The organism is Wocania arenilitoris, from assembly GCF_021728535.1.
GTDB lineage: Bacteria > Bacteroidota > Bacteroidia > Flavobacteriales > Flavobacteriaceae > Wocania_A > Wocania_A arenilitoris.
On the sequence record NZ_JAKKDU010000008.1, the window covers coordinates 104107 to 128768 of the forward strand.

Consider the following 24662-nt stretch of genomic DNA (forward strand, 5'->3'; position numbering starts at 1 on the left):
TTAATTAGTTAAAGATTTTCCCATGTAAAAATCTAAAACTTTTGTCTTAAAAACAAAATCATATTTTGCATTAATCAAAGATGATTGCGCATTAATATATTGCACTCTGGCTTGTTCTAAATCAAAAGCGGTCATGTTACCAATATCGTATCGTTCTTTTGAGTTGTTAAACGCTAGCTCTTGAGATACTAAAGTTTTTTTTGCAGCTTCGTATGCTTTAAAGGCAGCTTGGGCATCGGTGTAAGCTCGTTGGACATTAGCCTCTAAATCTAGTTTTGCTTGATCTAAATTTAGTTTACTGTTCTCCTCTTGAATTTTAGATTTTGCAACTGCTGTTTTATTTTGAAACCTAGAGAAAATAGGAATGTTAACATTAAGACTAAAACTATGCCCTTTGTTTATGTCTAACTCCCTAAACAATGCTTGTTTAAAAATGTCGTTTTTTGATTCACTCCATACAGAACCAAACCCATAACTAAAACCTACTGAAGGCAGATATCCTGCTTTAGAAATTTCCGTACCAAGTACAGCATTTTCCATATCCTTTTCAGCAATTTTAATTTCATTTCTATTGGCAAAAGCATGGTTTAAAACTGGTGTAACATCATTGTATAACAAAGTTTCTGATGGCGAATCAACCTCAATAATCTCAATATCAAAACCATTATAAGGTACCTGTAATAGCTGTGATAAATTTAGCAATGCTAAATTATAGTTGTTTTCTGCATTAGTAACCTGTTGCGCATCTCGACTTAAAGCAGCTTCAGCATCATAAATATTGGCTTTAGGTTGAGAGCCTACCTCTACCAGCTCCTTAACCTGTTTAAGCTGTTTTTTACTAAAATTATATTGCGCAATGGCTATTTCTAGATTTTCTTTACTTACAATCACACTTATATAAGTATTAACAACATTCAAGGAGATGTCGTCTTTTAATCGTGCCAATTCTAAACTATTTCTTTCTTGATTTAAACGTGATTGTTTATATAGGTTTAAAGTCCTAAAGCCGTTGAATATATTCTGACTTACGCCCAAACTATAATTAAGTGAATATGTAGTTTGATTGTTAACGCGCTGGTTAGACACAGGATCAAAACCAGAACCTATTCGTGCTCCTGAACCTACGCCTCCGCTAACTGAAGGTAAAAATTGTCCTTTGGCTGAAATAATATCTTGTTCTCCAGAAAGTAATGCATTTTTGGTTTGTTTTACGGTAATATTATTTTCGAGCGCATAAGTCACACACTCATGCAAAGTCCATTTTTTTTGGGCAAAAGAAGTTGTTACTGTAAATAATAGAACCAATAACAAAATGGTTTGTTTTATGCCTACAAGATTTTTTAAACTTTGCACGAAACTAGAGCTAATTTTAATCATTTTCACCATCATTATTATCTTTTGATGCTTTATTCCACACTTTAATTTTGTCGCCTTCTTTTACGCCTTCAGTAATTTCTACATTAATTCCATCGGAAAGACCTAATGTTACATTCTTTTTTTCGAATTTTCCTTCTTCCTTTTGTATTTCTACAAAAGGTTTTTCTGTTATTCTATTGTACTGTAATAAAGCTTCTTTAATAGCCAGAACACTATCTTTACTTTCAATGTCTATTTCGGCATTAGCACTATATCCTGCTCTAATGTTTGTGCTAACTTCAACACTTACGTCGGCTTTAATAGTAAATTGTACTGCGCCATTTTCCTCAATACCTTTTGGCGCAACAAAAGTTAATTTTGCAGGGAATTCTTTATCGTTAATTGCTCCTAATAATACTTTAATTTCTTTGCCTTCTTCAAGTTTTCCAACTTCAGCTTCATCAACTTTTCCTTCAAAAATCATTTTACTCATATCGGCCACAGTTGCTATAGTGGTACCATCGTTGAAGTTATTACTTTGAATAACTTGATTACCTTCTCTAACAGGAATTTCTAAAATGGTTCCTGGTATTTGAGCTACAATGTTAGTATTTGCTGAGCTACCGCCAGAAATAGAACCACGTTTAATAATTTGATAATCATTTTGAGCCTGTGCTAATGATTCTTTGGCTTGATTAAAAGAAAGCTCACTATTTTCAAAATCTTGTTGAGAAATCACACCTTTTTCAAACAAGGCTTTATTTCTATCGTATAACGTTTTGGCGTTGTCATACGAAAATCTAGATGATGCTATTCTGCTTTTCGCACTTACTAAACTTTGCTCATTAGGTACTACTCTAATTTTTGCTATTAAATCGCCTTTTTCTACAATATCTCCTTCTTCAACAAATATTTTATCTACAATACCAGAAATTTGAGGTTTTAACTCAATTTCTTCTTCTGGGTTTAATTTACCTGTTGCTACGGCTTTTGTATTTATTGATGTGTAGAAAGGTTCTTCAACTTTATAGTCTACTACATCTTTAGAATTGGCATCTTTAAAATATTTTAATACAAATACTAGTAGTATTAAAACAATGATTCCTAAAATAATTTTTACTGTTTTATTCATTTTTTTTATTGTTTATTCTTCTCTTAATGCTTCTATTGGTTTTATGCTTGTGGCTTTAAACGCGGGAATTAACCCTATTAAAGTTCCTAATATTACTAATATAATTAATGCTATAAATACCACTGCAATAGATACTGATGCATTTACTATGGTGGCATCAGCTCCTTGACCAAATGCAGTATCTAATATTATTAAAATCCACCCGCCAGATATAATACCAAATAATCCTGCTACTAAGGTTAAAAACACAGCCTCAACAACTATTTGCCTTTTTATTTCAAATGGTGTGGCACCTAACGCACGACGCACCCCTATTTCTTTGGTGCGTTCTTTTACTGTGATTAATAAAATATTACCAATGGCAAATACGCCTGCAATTAAAGTTGCAATACCTACAAACCATGTTAAAAACTGCATTCCTGTTAAAAACCCAGTAACTTTAGCAAACTCTTTACCTAAATTAAAACTACCAAAAGCACGTTTATCATTAGGATGGATACTGTTTAAGTTTTTAAGCAACAGCTTAGCATCATTTTCTATTTGCTTAATATCGTACTCAGGCTTTCCTGTTATCATCATCCAACCAATTTGGTCGCCTTGATTATATATTTGTTGAAACGTGGTGAACGGTATATGTATATCAGTTGTTGGTCCCATGTTAACATTACCATTTTCAAACATGCCTACAACTTTAAAATTTATATTATTAACTTGAATATATTCTCCTATAACATTTTCATCTTTATCAAAAAGCTGTTTGTAAATTTCTTCTGAAATGACAGCTATTTTTTTATTATTATCAATATCATTTTGATTAATAAATCTGCCGTGAATTAATTTTTTCTTTTGAACTTGATCTAGTAACGGATAATCGCCATTTATATTAAAATTACCTGATAGAAACTTTCTAATAACTTGTGCTTGATTTTGATTTCTAGGAACAACAAACTCAATGCCTTCAACGTTTTCTTCTATTTTTTTTGCATCAGATAATGTTAATCGGACTTGTTTCCCTTCTTGAAATCCTTTAAATGGTTTACTTGTACTTTGTCCCCAAACAAATACGCTATTAGTTGCAAAACTTCCGAATAACCTGTTAAATGAATTTTCTAATCCTCTAGCAGAGCCTAACAAGCCTATTAATAATAAAATACCCCACCAAACACCAACCATAGTAAGTATAGACCTTAGTTTATTTTTACTAAAGCTATCGTAAACTTCTTGCCATGTATCTCTATCGAATAAAAATCTAAACATAATTAATCGTTTCTTAATGCAACAATAGGTTTAATTCTTGATGCTTTTTTTGCTGGCAAGTATCCAGCAATAGCTCCTGCTACTATTAATGTAATTGTTGCGCCAATTACAAGGCTATTATTTACTCCAGGGTTTTTTATAAAATATTCTTCTAAACTAGGTCCTACAAGTTCTAAAACACCAACACCAATTATTAAACCTACATAACCTGCAATGGCTGTTATTAAAATAGATTCAATTAAAATTATTGACACGATTGACCTCGGTGATGCCCCTAAAGCTTTACGGATACCAATTTCTTTGGTTCGCTCTTTTACAATAAAAATCATGATATTACTTATCCCTACAATACCTGCTATTAAAGTCCCAAAACCAATTACCAATATAATAACAGTTAATCCTCCTGTCATGGCATCAACTTGTTTTGTTCCTTCTGCCATATTACGTACCCTAACAGCTCTTTGATCGCTTCTTGCTACAGAAAAACGGTCTTTAAGTTTTCTAGTTAATAACGAACTAAAAGCTATGGCTTGGTTATAATCCATTTCAGGATTATAGGTTAAGTTTATCTGATCTATATAATCGTTATTACCATATATATGCTGTGCAGTAGTAATAGGTATATAAATTAGTCGCTCTTCGTTATCTCCACCATCATCTGTAAAAATGCCCACAACTTTATATTGTATGCCATTAAGGTTTATATATTTACCTAAAGCAGTAGTTTTTAAAAACAAGTCTTCTTCAACTAACCTACCTATTACTACAATTTTTGTTCTATTTTGTAAATCGTTTTGATTGATGTAACGACCTTCCTTTATTTTTGTTTTTTCTAAAAACTGATGATCTGGATGTACAGCTCTTAAACTATAGTTGTTTTGTTCATTTCTAAAAGATGCTTGAGCGTTTCTATAAATTCTTGCTGTAATAAACTCTACTTTATTACCAAAATCATCTTTTATATAATTAAAATCTTCATTTTTAAACTGAATTCGCCTGCCTGCTTGCAACCCTTTATGTGCCTTTGTTGTTCTTCCTGATCGAATAAAAATAGAGTTATTAGCATCGTCAACAAAAGCTTCTGCAAAAGTGTTTTTTAAACCATTTGCAATACCAAAAAGAATGGTAAATAACAATATGGCAAACGCCACCGTAAAACCAGATAACAAACTTCTGGTTCTGTTTTTATTTATACTCTGAAATATTTCTCGCCAAAGATCAATATCAAACATACTGTTCTGCTCTAACCTGTTTTACCTTTTTATCTTCCATAATTACACCATCGCGCAACCTAACAATACGCTTGCACATATTTGCAATATCCTCTTCATGGGTAACCATTAAAATAGTTTTTCCTTCATCGTTTAATTGTTGGATAAACTCCATGATTTCATAAGATGTTTTGGTATCTAAAGCTCCAGTAGGCTCATCTGCTAATAATAATTTAGGATTTGCAGCTAAGGCTCTAGCAATCGCAACACGCTGATTTTGCCCACCAGAAAGCTCTTTTGGTAAATGCTGTGCCCATCCTGCTAAACCTACTTTTTCTAAATGAAACATAGCCAGTTCTTGACGCTGCTTACGTTTCATCCCTTGATAATACAATGGAAGCGCTACATTCTCTAGTGCAGTTTTATAGTTTATAAGATTGAAGGATTGAAAAATAAATCCTAAAAATTTATTTCTATAAACAGCTGCTTTCTTTTCAGTTAAATCTTTTATTGGCAGTCCATCTAAAATATATTCGCCCTCATCTGCTTCATCTAACATACCAATAATATTAAGAAGTGTAGATTTTCCAGAACCTGAAGACCCCATAATAGCGACCATTTCTCCATCTTCAACTGAGAGGTCTATCCCTTTTAATACATGTAAACTAGAATCTCCTATAGGGTAAGATTTGTGCAGTTGGCTTATTTTTAACATTTCTGATTGATTTAATAAAGCTAAAGTGCTTTTTTGTTAGACTTAAAAGACAAAGAAATGTTACAATAATCGTACCTAAAACTTTTTATTACTTTTTTAACGTATTGTATTTCTTATAAATAAAAAAGATGATTCCTCCAACTAGTATATATGGTATTGCCATTAAATATACAATTCCGTCGTTTATGCCCTCAGCAGCGGTTTGCCCTTCTTCGCTTTCTAAAACAGCACGACACATGGCGCATTGTGCATTTGTTTTGAGAAACAACAGAAAAAAAACAAGAATGAATACTAGTTTATTTTTCATACGTAATAAGGCGAAATCATTACATAAACAATAACACCTGTTACCGCAACATAAAGCCATAATGGAAATGTGATTTGAGCTATTTTTTTATGCTTTTCAAAATTATTTGTTATAGCTCTAACATAGGTAATTAGCACAAAAGGAATTACTACTATAGATAATACAATGTGCGTTAATAAAATAAAATAGTACACATATTTTATAAACCCTTCGCCAGCAAACTTTGTAGAATCGCTTGTCATATGATACGCTACATACATAACCAAAAATAAAGCTGAACACCAAATAGCTATTGTCATTAAATTTTCGTGGAGAACTATATTTTTCTTTTTAATAGCAATAAAAGCAATTACTAAAATAACTGCTGTTAATCCATTTATAGTTGCATAAATTGGTGGCAAAAAGGATAGCGGCTCTACATTTGGTATTTTAATTCCGAATAAGGCAGCAACTACAATAGGTATAACAATTGACAGGACAACAATTAGTTTGTTATATTTTTTATCGTCTAAAATAGGGTCTTGATTATCCATTTTTAAAAATTATGTGATTCTAAAATGATTTTAGAATTACTAATAATTACTCGTTCAGTAACTTTTTAATATCTTCCTTTAATGCACTAATTTCTTCTTTAACACCATCGTCATCAACTTGCTCTGCTTCAGATACGATGCCCCGATAATAAATTATTGGGTTTCCAAATTTATCTTTTCTTGAGCGTATAAATCCGTTTTTATCTATTAGGGCAAAATTACCTGAATGCTCAAAACCACCTTCAATCTCTGTATTTTCTCCAGTATATAAATTAAAGCCTTCGTTTGCCAACTTGTAAATAGCTTCTTTGTTCCCTGTTAATAAATGCCAATTAGGGTTGCTTACACCATAATGTTCTGCGTAATTTTTAAGAATTTCTGGTGTATCGTAATCTGGATTTATAGTGAATGATGCCACAGCAAAATCTTCAAAATCCTTAAAAGCATTTTGAATTTGTATAAGATTGGCATTCATACGCGGGCAAATTGTTGGGCATGTTGTAAAGAAAAACTCAATAACATAAACTTTGCCTTCGTAATCTTTATTGGTTATGGTTTTTCCATCTTGATTTATAAACGAAAACGCAGGCACCTTTTTTGGTTCATCATTAATTTTAATGAATGCTAAATCTAAAGCTTTTCTATTATTTGCAAAATCGCTTCTGCTTTCGTTACGGGTTACATCGTTATTAGAAATTCTATCTATTATTTTAGGAATAAAGATGATTCCGAAAACTAGTATAATAAAAGCTATTCCTATATATGAATAATTTGTTTTTTTCATTTCAACTCAATTTTTACAAAATAGATTCCTGCCTTCGCAGGAATGACAAATCAACTTTAATTAGTTTCTGTTTTTAAATTGTTTGCTCTTCTAGTATCCGAGTTAAATTCACCTTTTCGTTTTTGCCTGTATTCTGTAAATAAAATACGTAAATCATCACTCATTTTATTTTTTATTTCGGCAACCTCAATACAGTCATAAGAGCTTAGTCCGTAAACAGGTTTATTCTTTTCTATTTCGTTATCGGTTCTGTCGTCTATCCTACCGCGTTGACTTAAGTCTTTATCAATAACAAAGACGTGATTTGATGATAAATCTGTATTAAGATTTTCTTTTGATTTTAAACTGTAAAATAAAGGCTGAATATTGTTGGGTTCACCAAAAACAAAATGCCAGAATCGCAAGTCTTCGTACGATGCTATTTCTTGTTTAAGTTTTTCAACGTTGGCTTGGGTTCCATTTGGCGCTACAATTACGATTTGAAAACGCTTAAAACCTTTAAACTTATCATACACCAATTCTTTTAAATTTGAAACTGCTATAAGCTTATCTATAGGCTTATTACCTAAAAAACCTAACACAGTAATATGATCTTTTAAAACAACTGATTCATTGGAGTCTGATGAAAACGCGTGTAAATCTAATACGTTTTCGTTTACAATATCTAATGGCTCGTAATTGTGTGTTGCTGGGTATAAAAACAATAAAAATGTTACAGGAAGAAAAAATAAAACCCCTAAAACCACATAACGACTAATCTTCTTGTAATCCATTAAATTCTTTTAGTTTTATAGCTTTTAATTCTTTTGCAAAAATAAAAAAAGGCAGTTTAAAAACCGCCTTTATATCTATATTTAACACTTCGATTTACTTCAACAACGCTCAGTGCAAGCTCAAAAAAATCTTTAAAAATCTCTTTTTATAAAGCCATCTTTATAAACATCAAAAACGTACCCGCCTTCTTGTAATAAAATGAATATTAAGTATAAAATTAAAAAGATTGCTGTCCAAACTACCATACGACGTAAGGCTTTAGTTTCATCGCGCATATGCATGAAATCCCAAGTAATGTAATACGCTTTTACAATGGTTAAAATAATGAATATCCAGTTTAAAAGTTTCATACCTAAAACTTTTGCCATCAAACTTTCAGGTTTGTAAATACCTAATACAACTTCTACAGCAGTTACTATAGTAAGTAATATTAATACGCCCCAGATTTTTTGTGTATTAGATTTAAATTTTATTAAACCTCTTAATATTGCTAGATTATGTGCGTGTGCCATGTTTTGTTTTTATATAAAATTAAACTAGGTAGAAGAATGTAAATACAAATACCCAAACTAAATCTACAAAGTGCCAATAAAGACCAACTTTTTCAACCATTTCGTAACTCCCTCTGCGCTCGTAAGTTCCTAATATTACATTAAAGAATATAATAATATTAATAACAACACCAGAAAACACATGAAACCCATGAAATCCTGTTATAAAGAAAAAGAAGTCGGCAAATAGTGGTGACCCGTATTCATTAACATGTAAATTAGCGCCTTCTACAACTGCTACACCATTATCTTTTAAAAGTTTAGAAGACTCCGCTCTTGAAAGTACTGTTTTTTCACCTTCTTCATTTATAATTTGCGTTCTAACTAAAAGGTTTTTATTGGCTTCAAAACCATCAATAACTTCATTAACAGTGTAAGTTGGCAGTGTACCTTCATCAACAAACCACAATCCGTTTTTGCGCTCATGTGCTGTTCTATCTTTGTGTCCAGCAACCGTAAAATCACTTAGTGCAACACGATGCCCATCGGTATCTACAAATTGTAAAATATTACCGCCTTTTGTTTGAATAGCACCATAATCACCTTTAATAAAGGTTGCCCATTCCCAAGCTTGTGATCCTACGAAAATTAAACCACCAATAATGGTTAAAAACATATACCAGGTTACTTTGGTTTTTTTCATGTGATGACCTGCATCTACTGCTAATACCATAGTTACAGACGACATGATAAGTACAAACGTCATAAAAGCTACATAAATCATAGGTAACTCTTGCCCGTGTAAAAACGGCACGTGTGTAAACACCTCATCGGCAATTGGCCATGAATCAATAAACTTAAATCTTGAAAATCCGTAGGCTGCTAAAAACCCAGAGAATGTTAAGGCATCTGAAACAATGAAAAACCACATCATCATTTTACCGTAACTTGCTTTTAGCGGTTGATTGCTACCTCCCCAAGTTTTTCCTTCTGTTCCAGTGTTTACAACTGTAGTACTCATATGTAATGGTTGTTATTTAAAAGTTGCACAAAAATAATCAAATTATCTATGTAATAAAATATCGATTAAGTAATTTTTTAAATGAAAATGACACATTATAAATAAAACTAAATTTTTTTTAAAAAACCTGTTATGATTTTATCCAACATATGTTAGCAGCAAATAAAGAAATATCCATAGTATACCAACAAAATGCCAAAATGTTGCAGCTAGTTCAAACCCAAGAATTTTATCTAAGTTATACTTTTGTTTAAAATGATTATAAATTACAACTAAAATGCATATTAGTCCAGCAACAACGTGTAAAACATGAAAAAATGCAATTAAGAAGATAAAAGAAGCTTTCGGGTTACTTATTTCTCCTGTAAATCTATATCCAGATTCTATTAAAGCATTAAATCCTTCAAACTGTAAAAACACAAATAAAATTCCTAAAAAGAATGTTGTTATTAGTAATACTGAAGTTACTGGTCTCTTACCTTTTTTTAATGCCTGTTTTGCTAAAATAAAAGTAATACTGCTTATAACAGCAACAAAAACACTTACTAAAAAAATATTTGGCATTTCTAATTCGCTTGACCAATCTGGTCGTTTTCTACTTATAATTACAGCACTTGTTAATCCTGCAAAAGCCATAAACAATGAGATAAGGCTAAACCAAAGCATCATTTTTTTTGCTCTGTTATTTTTTTCTTCTAAAGTACCTTGAGTTAAATCCATAATAATCTATATAAATTTATCAACTACATAAACAATTTGCACTAATGATATATATGATACGCTAACTAACATCAATTGTTTTGCTGATTTTTCAGTCATTAATTTAAATAATCGAATCGCATAATACAGCATCCATAACCCTAATAAAAAAACAACAATTGCAGCTACTATTGACAATTCTAATTGTCCCGTAAATCCAAACACAGGAATTATAGAGATTATTAAAGTCCAAACAGTATACATAATAGTCTGTACAGCAGTCCCTTTATCTTGTTTTCCAGTTGGCAACATAACGAAGCCACCTTTTTTATAATCTTCAAATAAAAACCAGCCTATTGCCCAAAAATGAGGGAATTGCCAAAAAAATTGTAAAGCAAATAAGGTTCCTGGTTCTATACCAAAATCGTCTGTAGCAGCAACCCAACCTAACATAAACGGGATAGCTCCTGGAATTGCACCAACAAAAACGGCTAGAGGTGTTTTGGTTTTTAAAGGGGTATAAACACAGGTGTATAAAAATATTGAGATGGCACCAAACATAGCAGTTTGCTTGTTAATTGTGTACAAAATAATAACACCTAAAATCGTGAAAATAGAAGCAATTATAAAAGCTGTATTAACTGACATACGTCCTGCTGGAATAGGTCGATCTTTAGTTCGATTCATTAACGCATCTAAATCCTTTTCAATAATTTGGTTAAACGCGTTTGATGCCCCAACCATAAAGTAACCGCCAAAAGCTAGTAAAACCAAGGTTTTAAAATCTACCGTTTCTGCACCTAACAAATAACCTGCAAGCGATGAAAACACAACACTTAATGCTAATCGCATTTTTGTGATTTCTTTAAAATCTGAAATTACAGAATGTGTTGTTAATGAAGATTTTGAGTTACTCAATGTTTCCTTATTCTTGGTCGCTTTATAACGCGAGTGCAAAGATACTTTATTAAAGCAATTTGAGCAATGCTTTTTATTACTAAAAATTATTTCTAATCGTTGAGCTAATCAATATTTTGTACTTTTATTGAAATTAATGTAACACCTCTTTTTATGAAAACTTTAAAAGCCATTTTTTCTCTTATTGTTTTTTCTTTCTCTTTAATAGCCTGTGCACAAGCCAAAGATGTTATTATTAAAACCACAAAACTAAGCGACAACATTTATATGCTTGAGGGTAGAGGTGGTAATATTGGTGTTTCTGTAGGTGAAGATGGAGTTATTATGATTGATAGCCAATTTGCGCCATTAAGTGATAAAATTATAGCTACCATAAAAAAGCTAAGTGACAAAGACATTAAGTTTTTAGTCAATACACATCATCACGGAGACCATACTGGAGGAAACGGAAATATCTCAAAATTAGGAACTCAAATTATAGCACACGATAATGTTCGTAAATGGGTTAAAGCAAATGCAAAACAATCAGACAAGTCGTTACCTATCATCACTTTTAACGATAAGTTAAGCATTCATATTAACGGATAACAAGCTCTTATTTTTCATGTAGAAAACGCACATACTGATGGCGATGCAATGCTCTACTTTACACAAAGTAATGCACTACATACAGGAGATACCTATTTTAATGGTCGCTACCCATATATATTTAAAATCTGGCGGAAGTGTTAATGGTTATATTAATGCTATAAAAAGTGCTATGATTTTTGTAGATGAAAACACTAAAATAATTCCTGGTCATGGTAAATTATCAAATAAAACAGAATATGAGGCATTTTTAAAGATGCTTGAAACGATTAAAGCAAATGTTTTAGCCGAAATTAAGAATGGTAAAACAGAAGCCGAAGTAGTTACCAACGCATCAATTACAAAAATTTATGATGATTTAGGATATAGTTGGAATTTTATTACCTCTGAAAAAATACGTAGTACTTTTTATAAAAGTTTGAAAAAATAAACCTAATTATCAAAATACCAATTAAACAAATCGGTTCTTAATCCAAAATTAAACCAAACCGTATTGTTTTTAAATGTTGTTGCAGTAATAGCATCTGGATTAAAATTTCTTATACTAATATCAGTAAACAGCTTTAAATTTGATGCAGGATTAATTATATAACCTGCTTGCAGATTGCCATTAAAGGTTTTTGTTTTTATCCCTTGACCTACTTCAACACCATTATCAAAAGGTCTGTCGTCATAATCACGATAAACATCTCCTCCGTAGCTAAAGTTATCTGTACCATCATTAAAATCTAATCCTCTAACACCAAAAATAAGCTTAGCATCGGCAAACCAACGTTTGTAATTGTAGCGCCCAATTAAAATAGCTTCACTAAAATTTGCACCCCACAAATGCGCCATAGATTGATTATTATGTCCATAATTTGTAGCAATAGTATTGTGCGAATAGGTATAAGGCCTAACTCTATTGTATTCAAACTGAAGCATTAAATTATTAACTTTAAAGGCATTAAAATATTTAACCCCAATTTGATAACCGTACTTATTTTTCCAACTTCTTTCACCCGCTTTTACATCACTTAGTGAAAATTCATCTAAAATAAATTGACTATAAATATTTACATTATCATTCCATTTATATTTTGCCGATGCCCCAAGAATGGCATTTCCAGCATCTTGACCTGTTTCAAACTCAATGGCTCTGTAAAATATTATTGGGTTTAAATAATTTACATCAAAACCTCTATCGTTTGCATTAGTCCAAATAACAGATTCAAATAGACCTAAATTAAATCGTTTAGACACATTCCAACTTAAATAATGGTTTGCTATATATTTGGTTAAAAAGGCTCCATCTTCTGTAACTTCTGGTCTTACATCCCTTAGCCACATCCAAGTATTTGTGTATTTAATTTTCCAAAACTTAGTGTTCAACTTTAAAAATGGATGCGGACTCGCCACATCGCTTATCAACAATGAGCGGTAGCCATCGCCTATAAAATTTTTACCATGCCCAAACTGCACATTTATAAACTTAGCAGGTGCATACGATAAATAAGCTTCGGCTACCGGATAATCGTAAGAATCTGTTTTAAATCGTTTTGCAATACCACGACCAGGAATTATGGCTGGATCTGGTCCAAAAGCTTTCAAACTTTCGGCATATTGATTAACGTATTGCGCAAATCTACCTTGACTCTCAAAAACTGAAGCATAAAAATTTAATTTTTTTCCTAAACCACCTCGTACTAAAAAACCTCGCGTATTGTTATATGTAGAACTAAATTCGGCATCGGTATCTTTTCCAACTTGTAAATCTAAAATAGGATCTAGAGTGAACCAATAATCTTTTCCTTGTAACTCAACTAAATGTTCGTTCCAAAGTTTTCGTCCTGCCCAAGTACTTGCTTCTTTTAGCAACTTATCTTTTTCAGCTTTAAAATCGTAATATTTTGAAACTTCATCGTAGACAAAAGGTTTTGAAGCGGTATGGCTATTAGTACCAATCAAATTCATTTGTCTATCAAATCTAGAATAATCGCTATGCGTAAAAGGAATGTTTAACTGACTAGTATACCCCTTACTTTCAAAAGCTGATAAACTTTCGTTTACTTTATCAAACTCTGATTTGGCAGCAGCTTCTAGTTTAGAAATTTCATTAATCTTTTTAGCTTCTTCTTCAGTTTGTATAGCTTCTGATTGATTTACCAATGGTATTTTTATAGCAACGGAATACTGTTTATACGTTTTTCTGCCATTATAAGTTGCCTGTTTTACCTTGGGCAAAAGGGAAAATACCCGTTTAGCTTCCTCTTTTAGTTCATTGTAAATGGCATCAACATAAACCACCTTAAATTGCCCAAGGGTATCAACCTCAAAAAGTAGAGCAACATCGCCTTTATAATTTTCATCTAAAGCTTTTTGCGGCACTTTAAAGTTGTTGTAAATATGAGTGAATACTTTGTTGTTAAAACACTGTTGCAAAACGTCAATTTCTACACTTTCGCAATCTGGAAAAACTGGCGGTTTTTCGTATTGAAAAGCACCTTGAGAGAAGATATTATTTTGAATTAAAAGTAGAAATAGGACAACGAATCGCTTCATAAAATTTAATAAGAATTGATTTTGAGCAGAAAGATACTATATTTTATTAGATTAGTAAGCCTTAAAATTGTTAGAGATTTCTCAAAAATACGAGCTAAATAATTAAGAAGCTGAAAATAAATTCAGGTCAAGAAAAACCGCTATCATTTTATTTGATAACGGTTTATATGCTTTTAAATTATAAAGCTATTTTATTGTACTTTAAATTTAATAGGTAATGTGTAAATAACATCTACATTTTTATCGTTTTGTTTCCCTGGTGTCATTTCTGGCATTAAATTAATAACTCGAATTACCTCACCTTCTAATTTTGGATGGGGTGCTCTAGTTTTAATATTATTAACTTTTCCTGTTTTATCAATAGTGAATTGCACATCAATTTTCTGCACACCAGTTAAACCATACTCAGAAGCAATATCATCTCCCTGAAATTTTCGTTGAATAAGATTGGTTATTTTTTTAGACATACACCTTTTCCTTTCATCATTATTTTTTGCTTTTTCGCACCCTGGATAGATAGGTGCATTTTGTATAAAAGCAATAGGGACTGGAACATCTTCTGGCACAGGGGTTACTTCAATATCTCCCGGATCAATTGGCGGATTTACATCATCTGAAGGTTTTTCTGGTTCATTCTCAAATGGAAGATCTGGTGTATCATTTGGCACTTCTTCAAACTTATTAGATTGTTCTTTTTGTTTTTGTTTTACAGGTTCATCAACAACAGGTTTTAATGTTATGATTATTGGCACATCAATATAAGTTGGAGGATCTACAGGAGGCAAATCTCCATAATCATGGATAGTTGTTTCAAACTTCATTTCAAACAATCCATAAGTGGTAAGCAAACACACTATTAACCCAATTTGAAAGTAAAGGGTTGAGTTTTTTTGTAAATTTGCATCATGTTTTTGTGGTTTTTTCACGATTTGCTCATTTTGCCGAATGAGTTCGTGAGTCTTCTTTGGAATTCTCATAATTATTATAGTTTATAATGTTAATATTATAATAAAATCACAATAAGCATACCAAAAAAGAAATCCCGTTACAAATTTGTAACGGGATTTTATTATTTAGATTCCTGCCTTTGCAGTAATGATAATTTCAATAGATACATCGCTACAAAAGTACCGATGAAAGACTTTTCAATTTAATCTTGTACTTGGAAAACTATTGGTAAAGAATATGGAACAGTTACAGCTTTTCCTCTTTGCTTTCCTGGTTTCATTTTAGGTAGCATACCAACAACACGTTTGGCTTCTTTCTCTAAACCTGGATGTGGTGCTCTTGCACGAATACCTACTACGCTACCTGTTTTATCAATTTTAAAAATCACGTTAATACGTTGTCTTCCTGACAAACCTAAATCACCAGCTAAATCTGTATTAAACTTTCTAGTAACAAGCTTTTGAATCTTTTCAGACATACAAGCTTTCTTCTCATTATTAGTTCTCTTTTTTTCGCATCCTGGGAAAACAGGTACATTTTCAATTACTGCAAAAGGGACTTCTATATCTTCTTCTACTTCTTCTACTTCAACTTCTTCAACCTCAACAATTTCAGTTTCTTGATCAGATTCTGTAGATTCTATAACCGTTTCCTCAACCTCTTCTTCATCCTCAACAACCTCAATAACTTCAGGAGCTGCTGGTGGCGGTGGCGGTGGCGGTGGCGTTTTTATTTGTTCAATTAGTGGAATTTCTTCCTCATCTAAATCATCTAAATTTAACTGTCCTAAATCTAGATCAGATTTATCATATGTTTTGTAGTTAATGGCATAATTTGTTAAAAAAAGCATTAAACATAAGCCGATTGCGAAATACAGCGAACTGTTTCTACCTACATTTGCTTTAGGATTTTTTTTAGGTTCCATAATTTAATTGTTTTTGAAGATTGCTAAAATAACTATTTATTTGTCAAAAAAGCAAACGTTTATATATTTTTAATATATGCTTTTTTGTTAATTAACAATATTAACATCATAATTAACACACCTAGAGTATTAGCAACAGCATCATAAACATCAGTATGTCTCGACGCTGTAATACTCCCTTGTAATACCTCAATTATTATACCAAATATTATTGAAAACAATGTAGCATAAAGTATCGCCTTTGTTTTTTTGCATTTAAACTTGAAAAAAAACGTGTTAACCCATAAAAAAGCTAACACACTATATACTAAAAAATGAAATATTTTATCGGCATGCGAAATTCCCACATTTGGTAAGTTATTTATTTTAACTAAACTCACCAAAGCCAGAGCAAGCGTATAGAATATCGCAATTATAAGTGCATACTTTTTAAGCACCTATAAGTGCTTTATAATCGTCAGCAGACATAAGGTTTTCAACCTGAGAAAGGTCTGAGCACTTTAGTTTTATCATCCAGCCATCACCATAAGGGTCACTATTTACTTTTTCTGGCTCGTCTTCTAAAGCTTCATTAAACTCAATAATTTCACCAGATAATGGTAAAAATAAATCTGATACTGTTTTTACAGCTTCAACGGTTCCGAAAACTTCTTCAGCATCAAGGGTTTCGTCAACAGTTTCAACCTCAACATATACAATATCTCCTAATTCGCTCTGAGCAAAATCGGTAATACCAATGGTTGCTATGTCGCCTTCAATACTAATCCACTCGTGGTCTTTAGTGTACTTTAATTCTGATGGAATGTTCATTATAATAATTTAAGTTGGATGTTTATTTTGACAAATGTATTTATTCGGATTATAATTTCAAATAGATTGTATAATAAAAAATAATTTGATTGCTTTTATATTGATTAACCTGTTGTGCATTTTGATAAAATTCTGTCAATTCGAGTAAATTTTACGATTGAAATGAGTAAAATTTGTATCGAGAATAAGAATTTTAAATTATTAATTAGTTCTCGATACAATTTTTCGTGCCTCAAAATCACTCGAACTGACCTATAACAATCATTTTGTTTCAAAATGCATAACGGGTTTGATTATTAAAACTTTACGTTTATCAATTATTTTTCATTATTAGTTTCCCGCATACGCGAGAATGACAATCTCAGCGAAAACCTCGATGCAAGCATGCGGGGAATTCTTTTTGATTAATTCCCAAAATTATATCGCAGTGTTAAACCTGATCGAATAGTTGTTTGAGGAAATGCTGTTGATATAGCATATTCTGAAAATGCATAATCAAAATAGAAAATCCCCGTTAAATTTTTACTAAAGGCATAATCGGCTGAGTATTTTAAACCCCAAATGGTTTGACCTGTTGTTACCTGGGTATTATCTAAATCTAAATAGCGTATAATGGTTTTGTTATCTCTAACAGATATATCGGCTTTCATATTTAAATCACTCACAATACGCTTTTTTGGTCCAGCAAGTTGCGAACGAATACGTACATCTTTTATTCTGTATCCTAATCCAATAACATACTCATTTCCTTGTATTTCGGTCAATAAATTATTATCGAAACTAAGTGATAACATCCTATCTTTTCTAACCTCGGCAAGTATTTTCATAGAATTTTTCATTTCGAAATCTATCCTTACCAATGGACTAAATTGTTCCATCAAATTTATATTGCTAAACAAGGTTTCATTTTTAAAATTGCCACCTTGATCTAGCTGATATGTACTTGGATTGTTAGGATCTGTTACAGCTTTAGTATCAAAATCTAAATTTGTACTAAACTGATTTATGGTGTAAGTTGAACGATAGCCATGTGTTATAGAAAAACGTTTAAAACGTTTTTTAAACCAATTAAACTTCATAAAGCCTGTGTACTTTAAATCCCAGTTAGGAATTGGTATATCTCTAAAAGCACTAGTTTTAACTTTACTTGCATCTTGCCCCGAGTAAGCTGCCAAAAATGCCGGCAATAAAACCGCTTGATTGTTTTTACCAAAACCTAACGGGTAGCCTTCTGCATCTCTCGCGTATGTTGTATTACCATAAAATTTTTCTGCAAGTCTTTCTGCAATTTTTAATCTATTAGACCTTAAATCGTTAAATGCTTCTGATATGTTTTCATCACTTTTACTAAATGCCGTTTTAATTAAAATGGTAGAAATATTAAAGTTCCCAAAGGCATTTGGTGTTAAAGAATTATAATCCAATATTCCATCTGGTAAAAATCCATCTGAAACTAAATTTCCATCTGCATCCTTATAATCTTCAACTCTAAAATTCTCATTATAATTTTCGTAATATGCTCTGTTACCAACTAAATCTATCTTTAAATCTCTTACTGGCTCTAAATTTGCCGAATAATCCAACTGCTTTGTATGTGTTTCGGTATATTGTTGATTAAATTCTGGAAATACAGTTAACCAACCATTTCTAGCTGCTAGATCTCTTATATTACGCTGACTACCAAAAGTATAACCTAAGGTTGGTCTTAACGTACCAATAAACCCAGGTGTTTGAGTATATCCTGGTAAAAATGTACCGTTATTTTCAGAATAGTTAACCTGAACTCTTTTAATGCTTGTTAAAATATCAACACCGACATTTAATAATTTTGTAACTGATTTATTTTTGCTCTTTGCAGGTTTTTTATTTTGATTTGCTGCTCCAGGGGGTCTGCCTTTTTGTGGTGTTCTTGACCTTACATTTCTTACTGGCTTTTTTACTAAACCAATATATTTATAGAGCTTTTTCATGTCTAAAGTTGTATTTAGACTATGATTATTTGAGTTTTGAATACTATTAACTTCTCCACCTAAAACTTCACCAAATAAATCTGATCCTTTTTGCCACATAAAATCGCCATTGTACCTGTAATCTGCTGACAAAAAGCTAAAGGTTGGTATTTTATCTATTGGCAATTTATAATTAAGACCCAAACTTTGTGTTTGCTTATTGGGGTCTCCAAAATCTAGAAAGCCATCCCAAACATCTAAGGTTGGATCTTGTTCGCCATTTACAATATTATCTTTAAAATAATTACGTACAATGTTGTTGTTGGCTGCTGTAAAATTAAAATTTAGAGCCTTTGTTAAATTATAATTAATGGTGTATTGAAAATCGAACGTGTAATTTCTTCTAAATAATTCTTCAATACCAATGTTTCCAACACCTAAATCGATATCTCTAAATTTTTGTCTATTAAACTGCCTATTTATATCGGTATTAACCGTAAAACTTGTTGGCAATAAATTGAAGTTGAAATCTTTTAAAATTCTCCAATACTTGCCTTTAAATAATGAGTCGTTCTTTTTAAAAGGTTCAACTGTAATGGGGTTAAAATTGAATGCATAATTTGCACCAACTCGAACGGTTTTATTGACTGAGTTTTCAATTTCAAAATCGCGGTGTTCAACTTTATTGTAAGAATAGTTGAGTGTTAAATTTTCAACATCGTAAAAACGCGGTTTAGCATCGCCTGTTCTTATTTTTCTAACACCAATAAAATTGATGCTTTGGCGTCTGGTATAATCTTCAGATTGTTCTTTTATTTTCTCCCGTTCAGCACTATCATTTGCAGCATCTAATCTAGAATCTAAGGTTAAATCTTTATAAAACTGATCAAATTTTGGTGTTATTAATTCTTCACTTTGCGCATAATTAAATGGTACTTGTATGCCCCATTTTTTTGGCAATAATTGCCCAATATTAACATTAGTTACCACGTCGTATTGTTTAACATCTTCTAATGCACGCTGACTTGGACCTTGCTCTATACCCCCGAAACCAGAAGTGCTCTGTCTTCCCGTTGCACTAATATTCGCAAAATCTGCAAAGTTTGTATCCATACTTACAACTGCAGCCCAACCACCTTTGTTATCTAAATCGGATAAACGCAACTCGTTAAACCAAACTTCGGCGCAAATATCATCTCTATTTGTAGCATTTTTAACCCCAACCATTAATGTTCTTACATCTCCAAAATTAGGATTTCCTCTTATGGCTATTCTATGCTGACCCGCTATGTAATTTGAATATTGATCGCCAGTAACAGGTACAGCTTCGCCATTAATAACATCATAAAACGTGGGGCTTAAGTTGGTTAAAGTACCATCTGAAATTCCTATAGATTTAATTTGCCCTAAAACATCTATTGGTAAATTAATTTCGTTTTCTTCTGGCCAAAGCCCTTCTCTTGTAGCTGAAGTTGAAACTTGTAATGGGATTTCTATTTGATAAAAATTCTCATTTAAATCGTTACCTATTCTAATAAATCCTACCAAATCATTATTATCCAATGGATTTCCAGAATCATCAGCTTCGGCATGCATAAACATTCTTATACGCTTATACTGACGCATATCTATACTTATGTTTTTAAATACTGCTTTTGAATCTTCTGATTCTAAATTACATACATTAACCACTAACGATTGTTCATTTTGTGGAACAACAGTGTTATTATTAAAGAGCTCTTCTGGTTCAATCCCTGGTGGTCTTGCGTAACTTCCTTCGTTTTCAAGCGTACCTATAACACCTACTGAGAAATCGGTTTGTGGGTCGTCTGGTGTTGCGTCATTTTCATCTAAAGCTTTTGTGTATCGTCTCCAATCACTACGTACTAAATCTAAAGTACCAAAACGAAATACGGTGTTCTCTTGAAATTCTTTTAGAAATACACGCGCAAATCTTATAGAACGTAAATCGCTAATCCCTCCAATTGAAGTGACGTGACTACCTTGTACTGGAATTCTGAATTGATACCAACGCACATCTTTTGAATCTCCATTTGGCAAAGCCCTTGGTCTCACTTTTATATCTCTTAAAAAATCTTTTAAAGGATTACTGGTTGGTAAATTATCTAAATCTGCTTCAGATTCTGGTAAGTTTTGACGCGTAATATCTAACTCATATTCAAAATAACTATTAATCGTATTCATGGTGTTATCACGATTAATATCTTCTGCGTCTGGTTGTGTATTTGCAGCTCTTACAGTATCTGAAAAGGTATCTGGTGTATTACCCTCAACGCCGTTATACTTTTTGTAACGCTCAAAAATATTACCTTGTGTATCTAAAAAATAACTGTAATTATCATTTGCTGGATCTTCTAACCCTGCAAAATCTGGAAATTTAACACTTTCATCTGCATCACTTAAACCATCATAACCAATATCTTGAAGCACTCTATCTTCTCCCGTTGAATCAAAGGCATAAATTAATGATTGATTTGATGGTGTTTTTCCCCAAGACGTTTCTGTTGTAAACGCATTGTTCGATGAATCGGGTAATCCATTTTCGTATTGTTTTCTTCCATCTGATAGTACATCCTCAGAAATATTACCTAAGTTAAACACCAGTTTACCACCTGGGTTTGCTGGGTTTTCTTGAAATGGATCTTGCAACCAAAATTCAATATATTCTACATTAGCTTGTTCTAAATCTGTTGATGTTAATTGACGGGTAATTCCTGCCCAACTTTCTTGAGGATTTGGTAATGTGTTTCCGTTTGCTGCAGGATTAAAGTTGTATGGGCCTCTTTCTGATGGATAATATGCTAAATCTAAAGTGAAAAGCACCGAATTTTGACCTTGTACTAACTGTCTATCTGGAAACAGTTCGTTTATAAAAACACGACTTGTAAATAAATCTGATAAATCATCATCCGAAATGTCGTCTGGTCTTCTAGAACTATAAAAAATAGGATCGATTGAATACCAGTTTAATAGGGCCCTTTGGTAACCATTTTGCAAGTTTAACGCACTATTTGGGTCGGTTACTTCTACATATCCCAAATCGGTGTCAAACGGCGTACTTGATAAAAACCACGATAGCTGCGATTTTAAATCGATGCTTCCTTGAGTTCCTTCAAAATCATCAACGTAAGATGTGGCTTCGCCATTAAGGTTTGTGCCTTTTGGAGCTCCGGGTGCTAAATAAGCAAACTCACCACGTAAGGACAAATTAGATTCTACATCAGTATCTATATTGGGTAGTTTATTTACCAACCGCGTTAAAAAAGGCACTTGAGTTGAAAAATTACCATTAAGTCCAAAAATGGTGTTATTTATAGGTTCTGTACCGTAATTTGCTTTTTGAGTAATAGGGCGTTCATTTAAGTTTAAAAGTGTACCACCCAAAACAAAGTTTTCATTAAATTTATGCTCTATATTAATACCTGTAAAGCGTCTTGTTTGTTGACCAAAAACCGCATTGTTTTCAGTATTCACCTCAATTGGAGTATTAGAAGCTTTTAATGATTCGTCTAAAATCTCAACTCTTGCCGCAGGATAATTCACTACATAATCAACGCCTTCAACTAAAACACGCCCGCCTGCTGTTACCGTTACGGAACCCCGAGCTGTTCCAAATGGAATTGGAATACCTCCACCACCAACAGATTTATAACGCCCTTTTAATTTAAACTTATTTTTTTCGAACTCATCTAAAGCAGCGGTTTTTGTGCTTTTATATAATATGTCGTAAACGTATTTAGCTTGATTTTCGTTATATGTTGAACTAACATTATAATCTTCCGCTGGATTAAGTGATAATTTTTCAAATAAATATTCTCCAAAAGGTTCTACGCTTGGAAAAATAATTTTACCCGTTTGAGGCAACACCGTTATGTTAGGTACAAAATCGAAAAAACCATCACCCTTACTTTGCGGGTCATTATTAAAATTTAATTTATCTAAATTAAACACTCTTAGTAAAGGCGTTTCGTTTAAGGGTTTTTCTACAGGACCAGGATCTGGAAATGGCGTGCTTCCAACTGGTGAAATAAAATTTAAAGGTGAGGCTTCGTTATAAAATATATTAAGTGTAAAATCATCTTGACTTAAATTGAATGCACCTGTATCATAAATGTTTTTCATCATCAAATCCCAAACTGGTTGATTTACATCTGTAATACTACTTTTTAGCATTTTTAATACTAAATTCTGATTGGTGATTTGCCCAGAATTATTATCTACATCGGTTGCAGCAATCCCATCATTTGCAAATTCTCCTACTTGATACACTTGTCCTGCAATGGTAAATTGGAAAGCCACTGCTAAAACTTCGTCATTATTTAAGCGCTGACTTAATGAAATATACCCTAAATCCTTATTTAAAGTATACTCCTGCCCATTAATTAATTTTCTTGCGTTTTCTAATTTCGCATAGTCAAATCCTTCATTTACATTAGGTACTAAAATTCCCGATTGTACTGTTGCGACATCTCTAACGGCATCAGTTAACACACTTGTTGAGCCAATAGCAGTTGGATCGAAATCATTATTGCCATTATCAGGAATAGCACCAAACCCAACATTTACAAAGCCTCCTGGTGGAGTTTGTAATCCTATTACGTCTGATTCACCTAAATCTTGAATCGCAACAATATTTCTAATATTATCAGTTCTGTTACTTCTATTTGTTACCCATACTTCAAGCCTTGTTATTTGTAAACCACGATTATTTATATAGGGGTAAGTTTCTAAAGCAGTATCATAAGTGTCTCTAAAGTATTGTGCTAAAAAGAAGTGCCTGTTTTCATCATAATCATGAATGAATTTATCAAATTCCTCAAGTGTTCCGCCGCCTTGGGCAACAACACTACTAGATTGCGATCGTTGCTCAGAAAACACACCTGTAACTGTTGTTTTACCAAACTGCAATTGTGCTTTAACACCAAAAAGACTTTGCGCTCCTGTAATTAACGAGCTATTTAATGGCATACTTACATTACCAACTTCTATTTTTTGAATAATATCATCTTCAGTCGGTGTGTATTCCAACTTTATGATATCTTGAAAATCGTAACTCGATTGTGTATCATAATTAGCTGTTACTTGAAGTCGAGTACCAACTTTACCTAATAAACTTAAACTGATACGTTGGTCGAAATCAAAAGTAAAATTACTTCTGTTTCGTGGGGAAAATGATGGGTTATTCTGTTTTGTAAACAAAATCCCTAAATCCATCTCAACAGAACCTTGAGGAATAACACTTATGGTATCACTTCCAAAAATTGAAGTAAAAAAATCTGACTTTACGTAAAATTCAGGAATTAAGTTTTTTTGGCCGTCTTTGGCTCCTGATTTTTTACCATCAAAAGCATCAATTTTTTCTTTGTAATAGGACTTTAAATTTTCTTTAGCAACCAAATCAAAATACTCCTTTGGTGTTAAAATAACAGGGTATTTTATATTGTAAGTTCCTATTTTTTCGGTATAAATATAACGGTTCGTTACTGGATCGAAAGTATATTTAGACTGAACACTATTTGGGTTTGGAGCTTTTATTTTTCCTAAACTAAATCCCGTTTTTACAGAATCTTGTGCTTGTACTGGTTGCTGAGACCACATTGAAAGTGAAAACAATAGCACAAAAACTAAAAAAAGATAATGTTTTATCGATTTATAAAAATTTAGGTTAGTTATATTCAAAAT

Annotated in this window: 21 protein-coding genes; 2 read left to right on the plus strand and 19 right to left on the minus strand. The window is 32.2% G+C overall.

Annotated features, from left to right (window positions below):
- The 13 genes from L3X37_RS08255 to cyoE form a co-directional block, all read right to left on the minus strand.
- Window positions 1–1377 carry a TolC family protein gene (locus L3X37_RS08255; protein ID WP_237239697.1) on the minus strand — a complete coding sequence of 459 codons (1377 nt, stop codon included), beginning with the start codon at window positions 1375–1377 and terminating at the stop codon, window positions 1–3.
- Window positions 1370–2488 carry an efflux RND transporter periplasmic adaptor subunit gene (locus tag L3X37_RS08260; protein ID WP_237239698.1) on the minus strand — a complete coding sequence of 373 codons (1119 nt, stop codon included), beginning with the start codon at window positions 2486–2488 and terminating at the stop codon, window positions 1370–1372. The genes L3X37_RS08255 and L3X37_RS08260 overlap by 8 nt, the downstream gene beginning before the upstream one ends.
- Before the next feature lie 12 nt (window positions 2489–2500).
- Entirely contained in the window at window positions 2501–3745 is a 1245-nt protein-coding gene (locus tag L3X37_RS08265) for an ABC transporter permease (RefSeq protein WP_237239699.1), read from the minus strand.
- Window positions 3746–3747: 2 nt separating this feature from the next.
- The gene (locus tag L3X37_RS08270; RefSeq protein ID WP_237239700.1) at window positions 3748–4977 is read right to left on the minus strand and encodes an ABC transporter permease; all 1230 of its coding nucleotides are present in this window, start codon (window positions 4975–4977) and stop codon (window positions 3748–3750) included.
- Window positions 4970–5671 carry an ABC transporter ATP-binding protein gene (locus tag L3X37_RS08275; protein WP_237239701.1) on the minus strand — a complete coding sequence of 234 codons (702 nt, stop codon included), beginning with the start codon at window positions 5669–5671 and terminating at the stop codon, window positions 4970–4972. The genes L3X37_RS08270 and L3X37_RS08275 overlap by 8 nt, the downstream gene beginning before the upstream one ends.
- 88 nt (window positions 5672–5759) lie before the next feature.
- Window positions 5760–5978: a hypothetical protein gene (locus L3X37_RS08280; RefSeq protein ID WP_237239702.1), complete on the minus strand. Its 219-nt coding sequence runs from the start codon at window positions 5976–5978 to the stop codon at window positions 5760–5762.
- Window positions 5975–6511 carry a DUF420 domain-containing protein gene (locus tag L3X37_RS08285; protein ID WP_237239703.1) on the minus strand — a complete coding sequence of 179 codons (537 nt, stop codon included), beginning with the start codon at window positions 6509–6511 and terminating at the stop codon, window positions 5975–5977. Before L3X37_RS08285 ends, L3X37_RS08280 begins: the two co-directional genes overlap by 4 nt.
- A gap of 46 nt (window positions 6512–6557) precedes the next feature.
- A complete protein-coding gene (locus tag L3X37_RS08290; RefSeq protein ID WP_237239704.1) occupies window positions 6558–7295 on the minus strand; it encodes an SCO family protein in 738 nt (245 codons plus the stop codon).
- 56 nt (window positions 7296–7351) lie between these two features.
- On the minus strand, window positions 7352–8068 hold the full coding sequence (locus L3X37_RS08295; protein ID WP_237239705.1) for a hypothetical protein: 717 nt from the start codon (window positions 8066–8068) through the stop codon (window positions 7352–7354).
- A 132-nt stretch (window positions 8069–8200) separates the two neighbouring features.
- Entirely contained in the window at window positions 8201–8581 is a 381-nt protein-coding gene (locus L3X37_RS08300) for a cytochrome C oxidase subunit IV family protein (protein ID WP_237239706.1), read from the minus strand.
- Between the two features lie 19 nt (window positions 8582–8600).
- Window positions 8601–9581, minus strand: coding sequence for a cytochrome c oxidase subunit 3 (locus tag L3X37_RS08305; protein WP_237239707.1), 981 nt, complete (start codon window positions 9579–9581; stop codon window positions 8601–8603).
- Between the two features lie 138 nt (window positions 9582–9719).
- Window positions 9720–10301: a cytochrome c oxidase subunit 3 gene (locus L3X37_RS08310; protein ID WP_237239708.1), complete on the minus strand. Its 582-nt coding sequence runs from the start codon at window positions 10299–10301 to the stop codon at window positions 9720–9722.
- A 6-nt stretch (window positions 10302–10307) separates the two neighbouring features.
- Complete coding sequence (gene cyoE / locus L3X37_RS08315; protein ID WP_237239709.1) at window positions 10308–11198, minus strand: heme o synthase; 891 nt, start codon at window positions 11196–11198, stop codon at window positions 10308–10310.
- A 153-nt stretch (window positions 11199–11351) separates the two neighbouring features.
- Between cyoE and L3X37_RS08320 the strand changes: the two genes are divergently transcribed.
- Both L3X37_RS08320 and L3X37_RS08325 read left to right on the plus strand, forming a co-directional pair.
- Entirely contained in the window at window positions 11352–11786 is a 435-nt protein-coding gene (locus tag L3X37_RS08320; protein ID WP_237239710.1) for an MBL fold metallo-hydrolase, read from the plus strand.
- Window positions 11787–11856: 70 nt separating this feature from the next.
- The gene (locus tag L3X37_RS08325; protein ID WP_237239711.1) at window positions 11857–12216 is read left to right on the plus strand and encodes a hypothetical protein; all 360 of its coding nucleotides are present in this window, start codon (window positions 11857–11859) and stop codon (window positions 12214–12216) included.
- 2 nt (window positions 12217–12218) lie between these two features.
- On the opposite strand, the gene L3X37_RS08330 is transcribed toward L3X37_RS08325, so the two are convergent.
- The 6 genes from L3X37_RS08330 to sov form a co-directional block, all read right to left on the minus strand.
- Window positions 12219–14327: a gliding motility outer membrane protein RemB gene (locus L3X37_RS08330; RefSeq protein ID WP_237239712.1), complete on the minus strand. Its 2109-nt coding sequence runs from the start codon at window positions 14325–14327 to the stop codon at window positions 12219–12221.
- A 191-nt stretch (window positions 14328–14518) separates the two neighbouring features.
- Window positions 14519–15253: an energy transducer TonB gene (locus tag L3X37_RS15400; RefSeq protein ID WP_237239713.1), complete on the minus strand. Its 735-nt coding sequence runs from the start codon at window positions 15251–15253 to the stop codon at window positions 14519–14521.
- Window positions 15254–15477: 224 nt separating this feature from the next.
- The gene (locus tag L3X37_RS08340; RefSeq protein ID WP_237239714.1) at window positions 15478–16200 is read right to left on the minus strand and encodes an energy transducer TonB; all 723 of its coding nucleotides are present in this window, start codon (window positions 16198–16200) and stop codon (window positions 15478–15480) included.
- A gap of 59 nt (window positions 16201–16259) precedes the next feature.
- Window positions 16260–16637: a VanZ family protein gene (locus L3X37_RS15405; RefSeq protein ID WP_369409885.1), complete on the minus strand. Its 378-nt coding sequence runs from the start codon at window positions 16635–16637 to the stop codon at window positions 16260–16262.
- Window positions 16630–17010 carry a glycine cleavage system protein GcvH gene (gene gcvH, locus L3X37_RS08345; protein WP_237239715.1) on the minus strand — a complete coding sequence of 127 codons (381 nt, stop codon included), beginning with the start codon at window positions 17008–17010 and terminating at the stop codon, window positions 16630–16632. Before gcvH ends, L3X37_RS15405 begins: the two co-directional genes overlap by 8 nt.
- A gap of 404 nt (window positions 17011–17414) precedes the next feature.
- Window positions 17415–24659 carry a T9SS outer membrane translocon Sov/SprA gene (sov, locus tag L3X37_RS08350; RefSeq protein ID WP_237239716.1) on the minus strand — a complete coding sequence of 2415 codons (7245 nt, stop codon included), beginning with the start codon at window positions 24657–24659 and terminating at the stop codon, window positions 17415–17417.
- Between the last annotated feature and the right edge of the window lie 3 nt (window positions 24660–24662).

Coding starts and splice junctions, on each gene's coding strand:
- L3X37_RS08255 (WP_237239697.1), bottom strand. CDS start 1,377: ATGATTAAAATTAGCTCTAGTTTCGTGCAAAGTTTAAAAAATCTTGTA.
- L3X37_RS08260 (WP_237239698.1), bottom strand. CDS start 2,488: ATGAATAAAACAGTAAAAATTATTTTAGGAATCATTGTTTTAATACTA.
- L3X37_RS08265 (WP_237239699.1), bottom strand. CDS start 3,745: ATGTTTAGATTTTTATTCGATAGAGATACATGGCAAGAAGTTTACGAT.
- L3X37_RS08270 (WP_237239700.1), bottom strand. CDS start 4,977: ATGTTTGATATTGATCTTTGGCGAGAAATATTTCAGAGTATAAATAAA.
- L3X37_RS08275 (WP_237239701.1), bottom strand. CDS start 5,671: ATGTTAAAAATAAGCCAACTGCACAAATCTTACCCTATAGGAGATTCT.
- L3X37_RS08280 (WP_237239702.1), bottom strand. CDS start 5,978: ATGAAAAATAAACTAGTATTCATTCTTGTTTTTTTTCTGTTGTTTCTC.
- L3X37_RS08285 (WP_237239703.1), bottom strand. CDS start 6,511: ATGGATAATCAAGACCCTATTTTAGACGATAAAAAATATAACAAACTA.
- L3X37_RS08290 (WP_237239704.1), bottom strand. CDS start 7,295: ATGAAAAAAACAAATTATTCATATATAGGAATAGCTTTTATTATACTA.
- L3X37_RS08295 (WP_237239705.1), bottom strand. CDS start 8,068: ATGGATTACAAGAAGATTAGTCGTTATGTGGTTTTAGGGGTTTTATTT.
- L3X37_RS08300 (WP_237239706.1), bottom strand. CDS start 8,581: ATGGCACACGCACATAATCTAGCAATATTAAGAGGTTTAATAAAATTT.
- L3X37_RS08305 (WP_237239707.1), bottom strand. CDS start 9,581: ATGAGTACTACAGTTGTAAACACTGGAACAGAAGGAAAAACTTGGGGA.
- L3X37_RS08310 (WP_237239708.1), bottom strand. CDS start 10,301: ATGGATTTAACTCAAGGTACTTTAGAAGAAAAAAATAACAGAGCAAAA.
- L3X37_RS08320 (WP_237239710.1), top strand. CDS start 11,352: ATGAAAACTTTAAAAGCCATTTTTTCTCTTATTGTTTTTTCTTTCTCT.
- L3X37_RS08325 (WP_237239711.1), top strand. CDS start 11,857: ATGCACTACATACAGGAGATACCTATTTTAATGGTCGCTACCCATATA.
- L3X37_RS08330 (WP_237239712.1), bottom strand. CDS start 14,327: ATGAAGCGATTCGTTGTCCTATTTCTACTTTTAATTCAAAATAATATC.
- L3X37_RS08340 (WP_237239714.1), bottom strand. CDS start 16,200: ATGGAACCTAAAAAAAATCCTAAAGCAAATGTAGGTAGAAACAGTTCG.
- gcvH (WP_237239715.1), bottom strand. CDS start 17,010: ATGAACATTCCATCAGAATTAAAGTACACTAAAGACCACGAGTGGATT.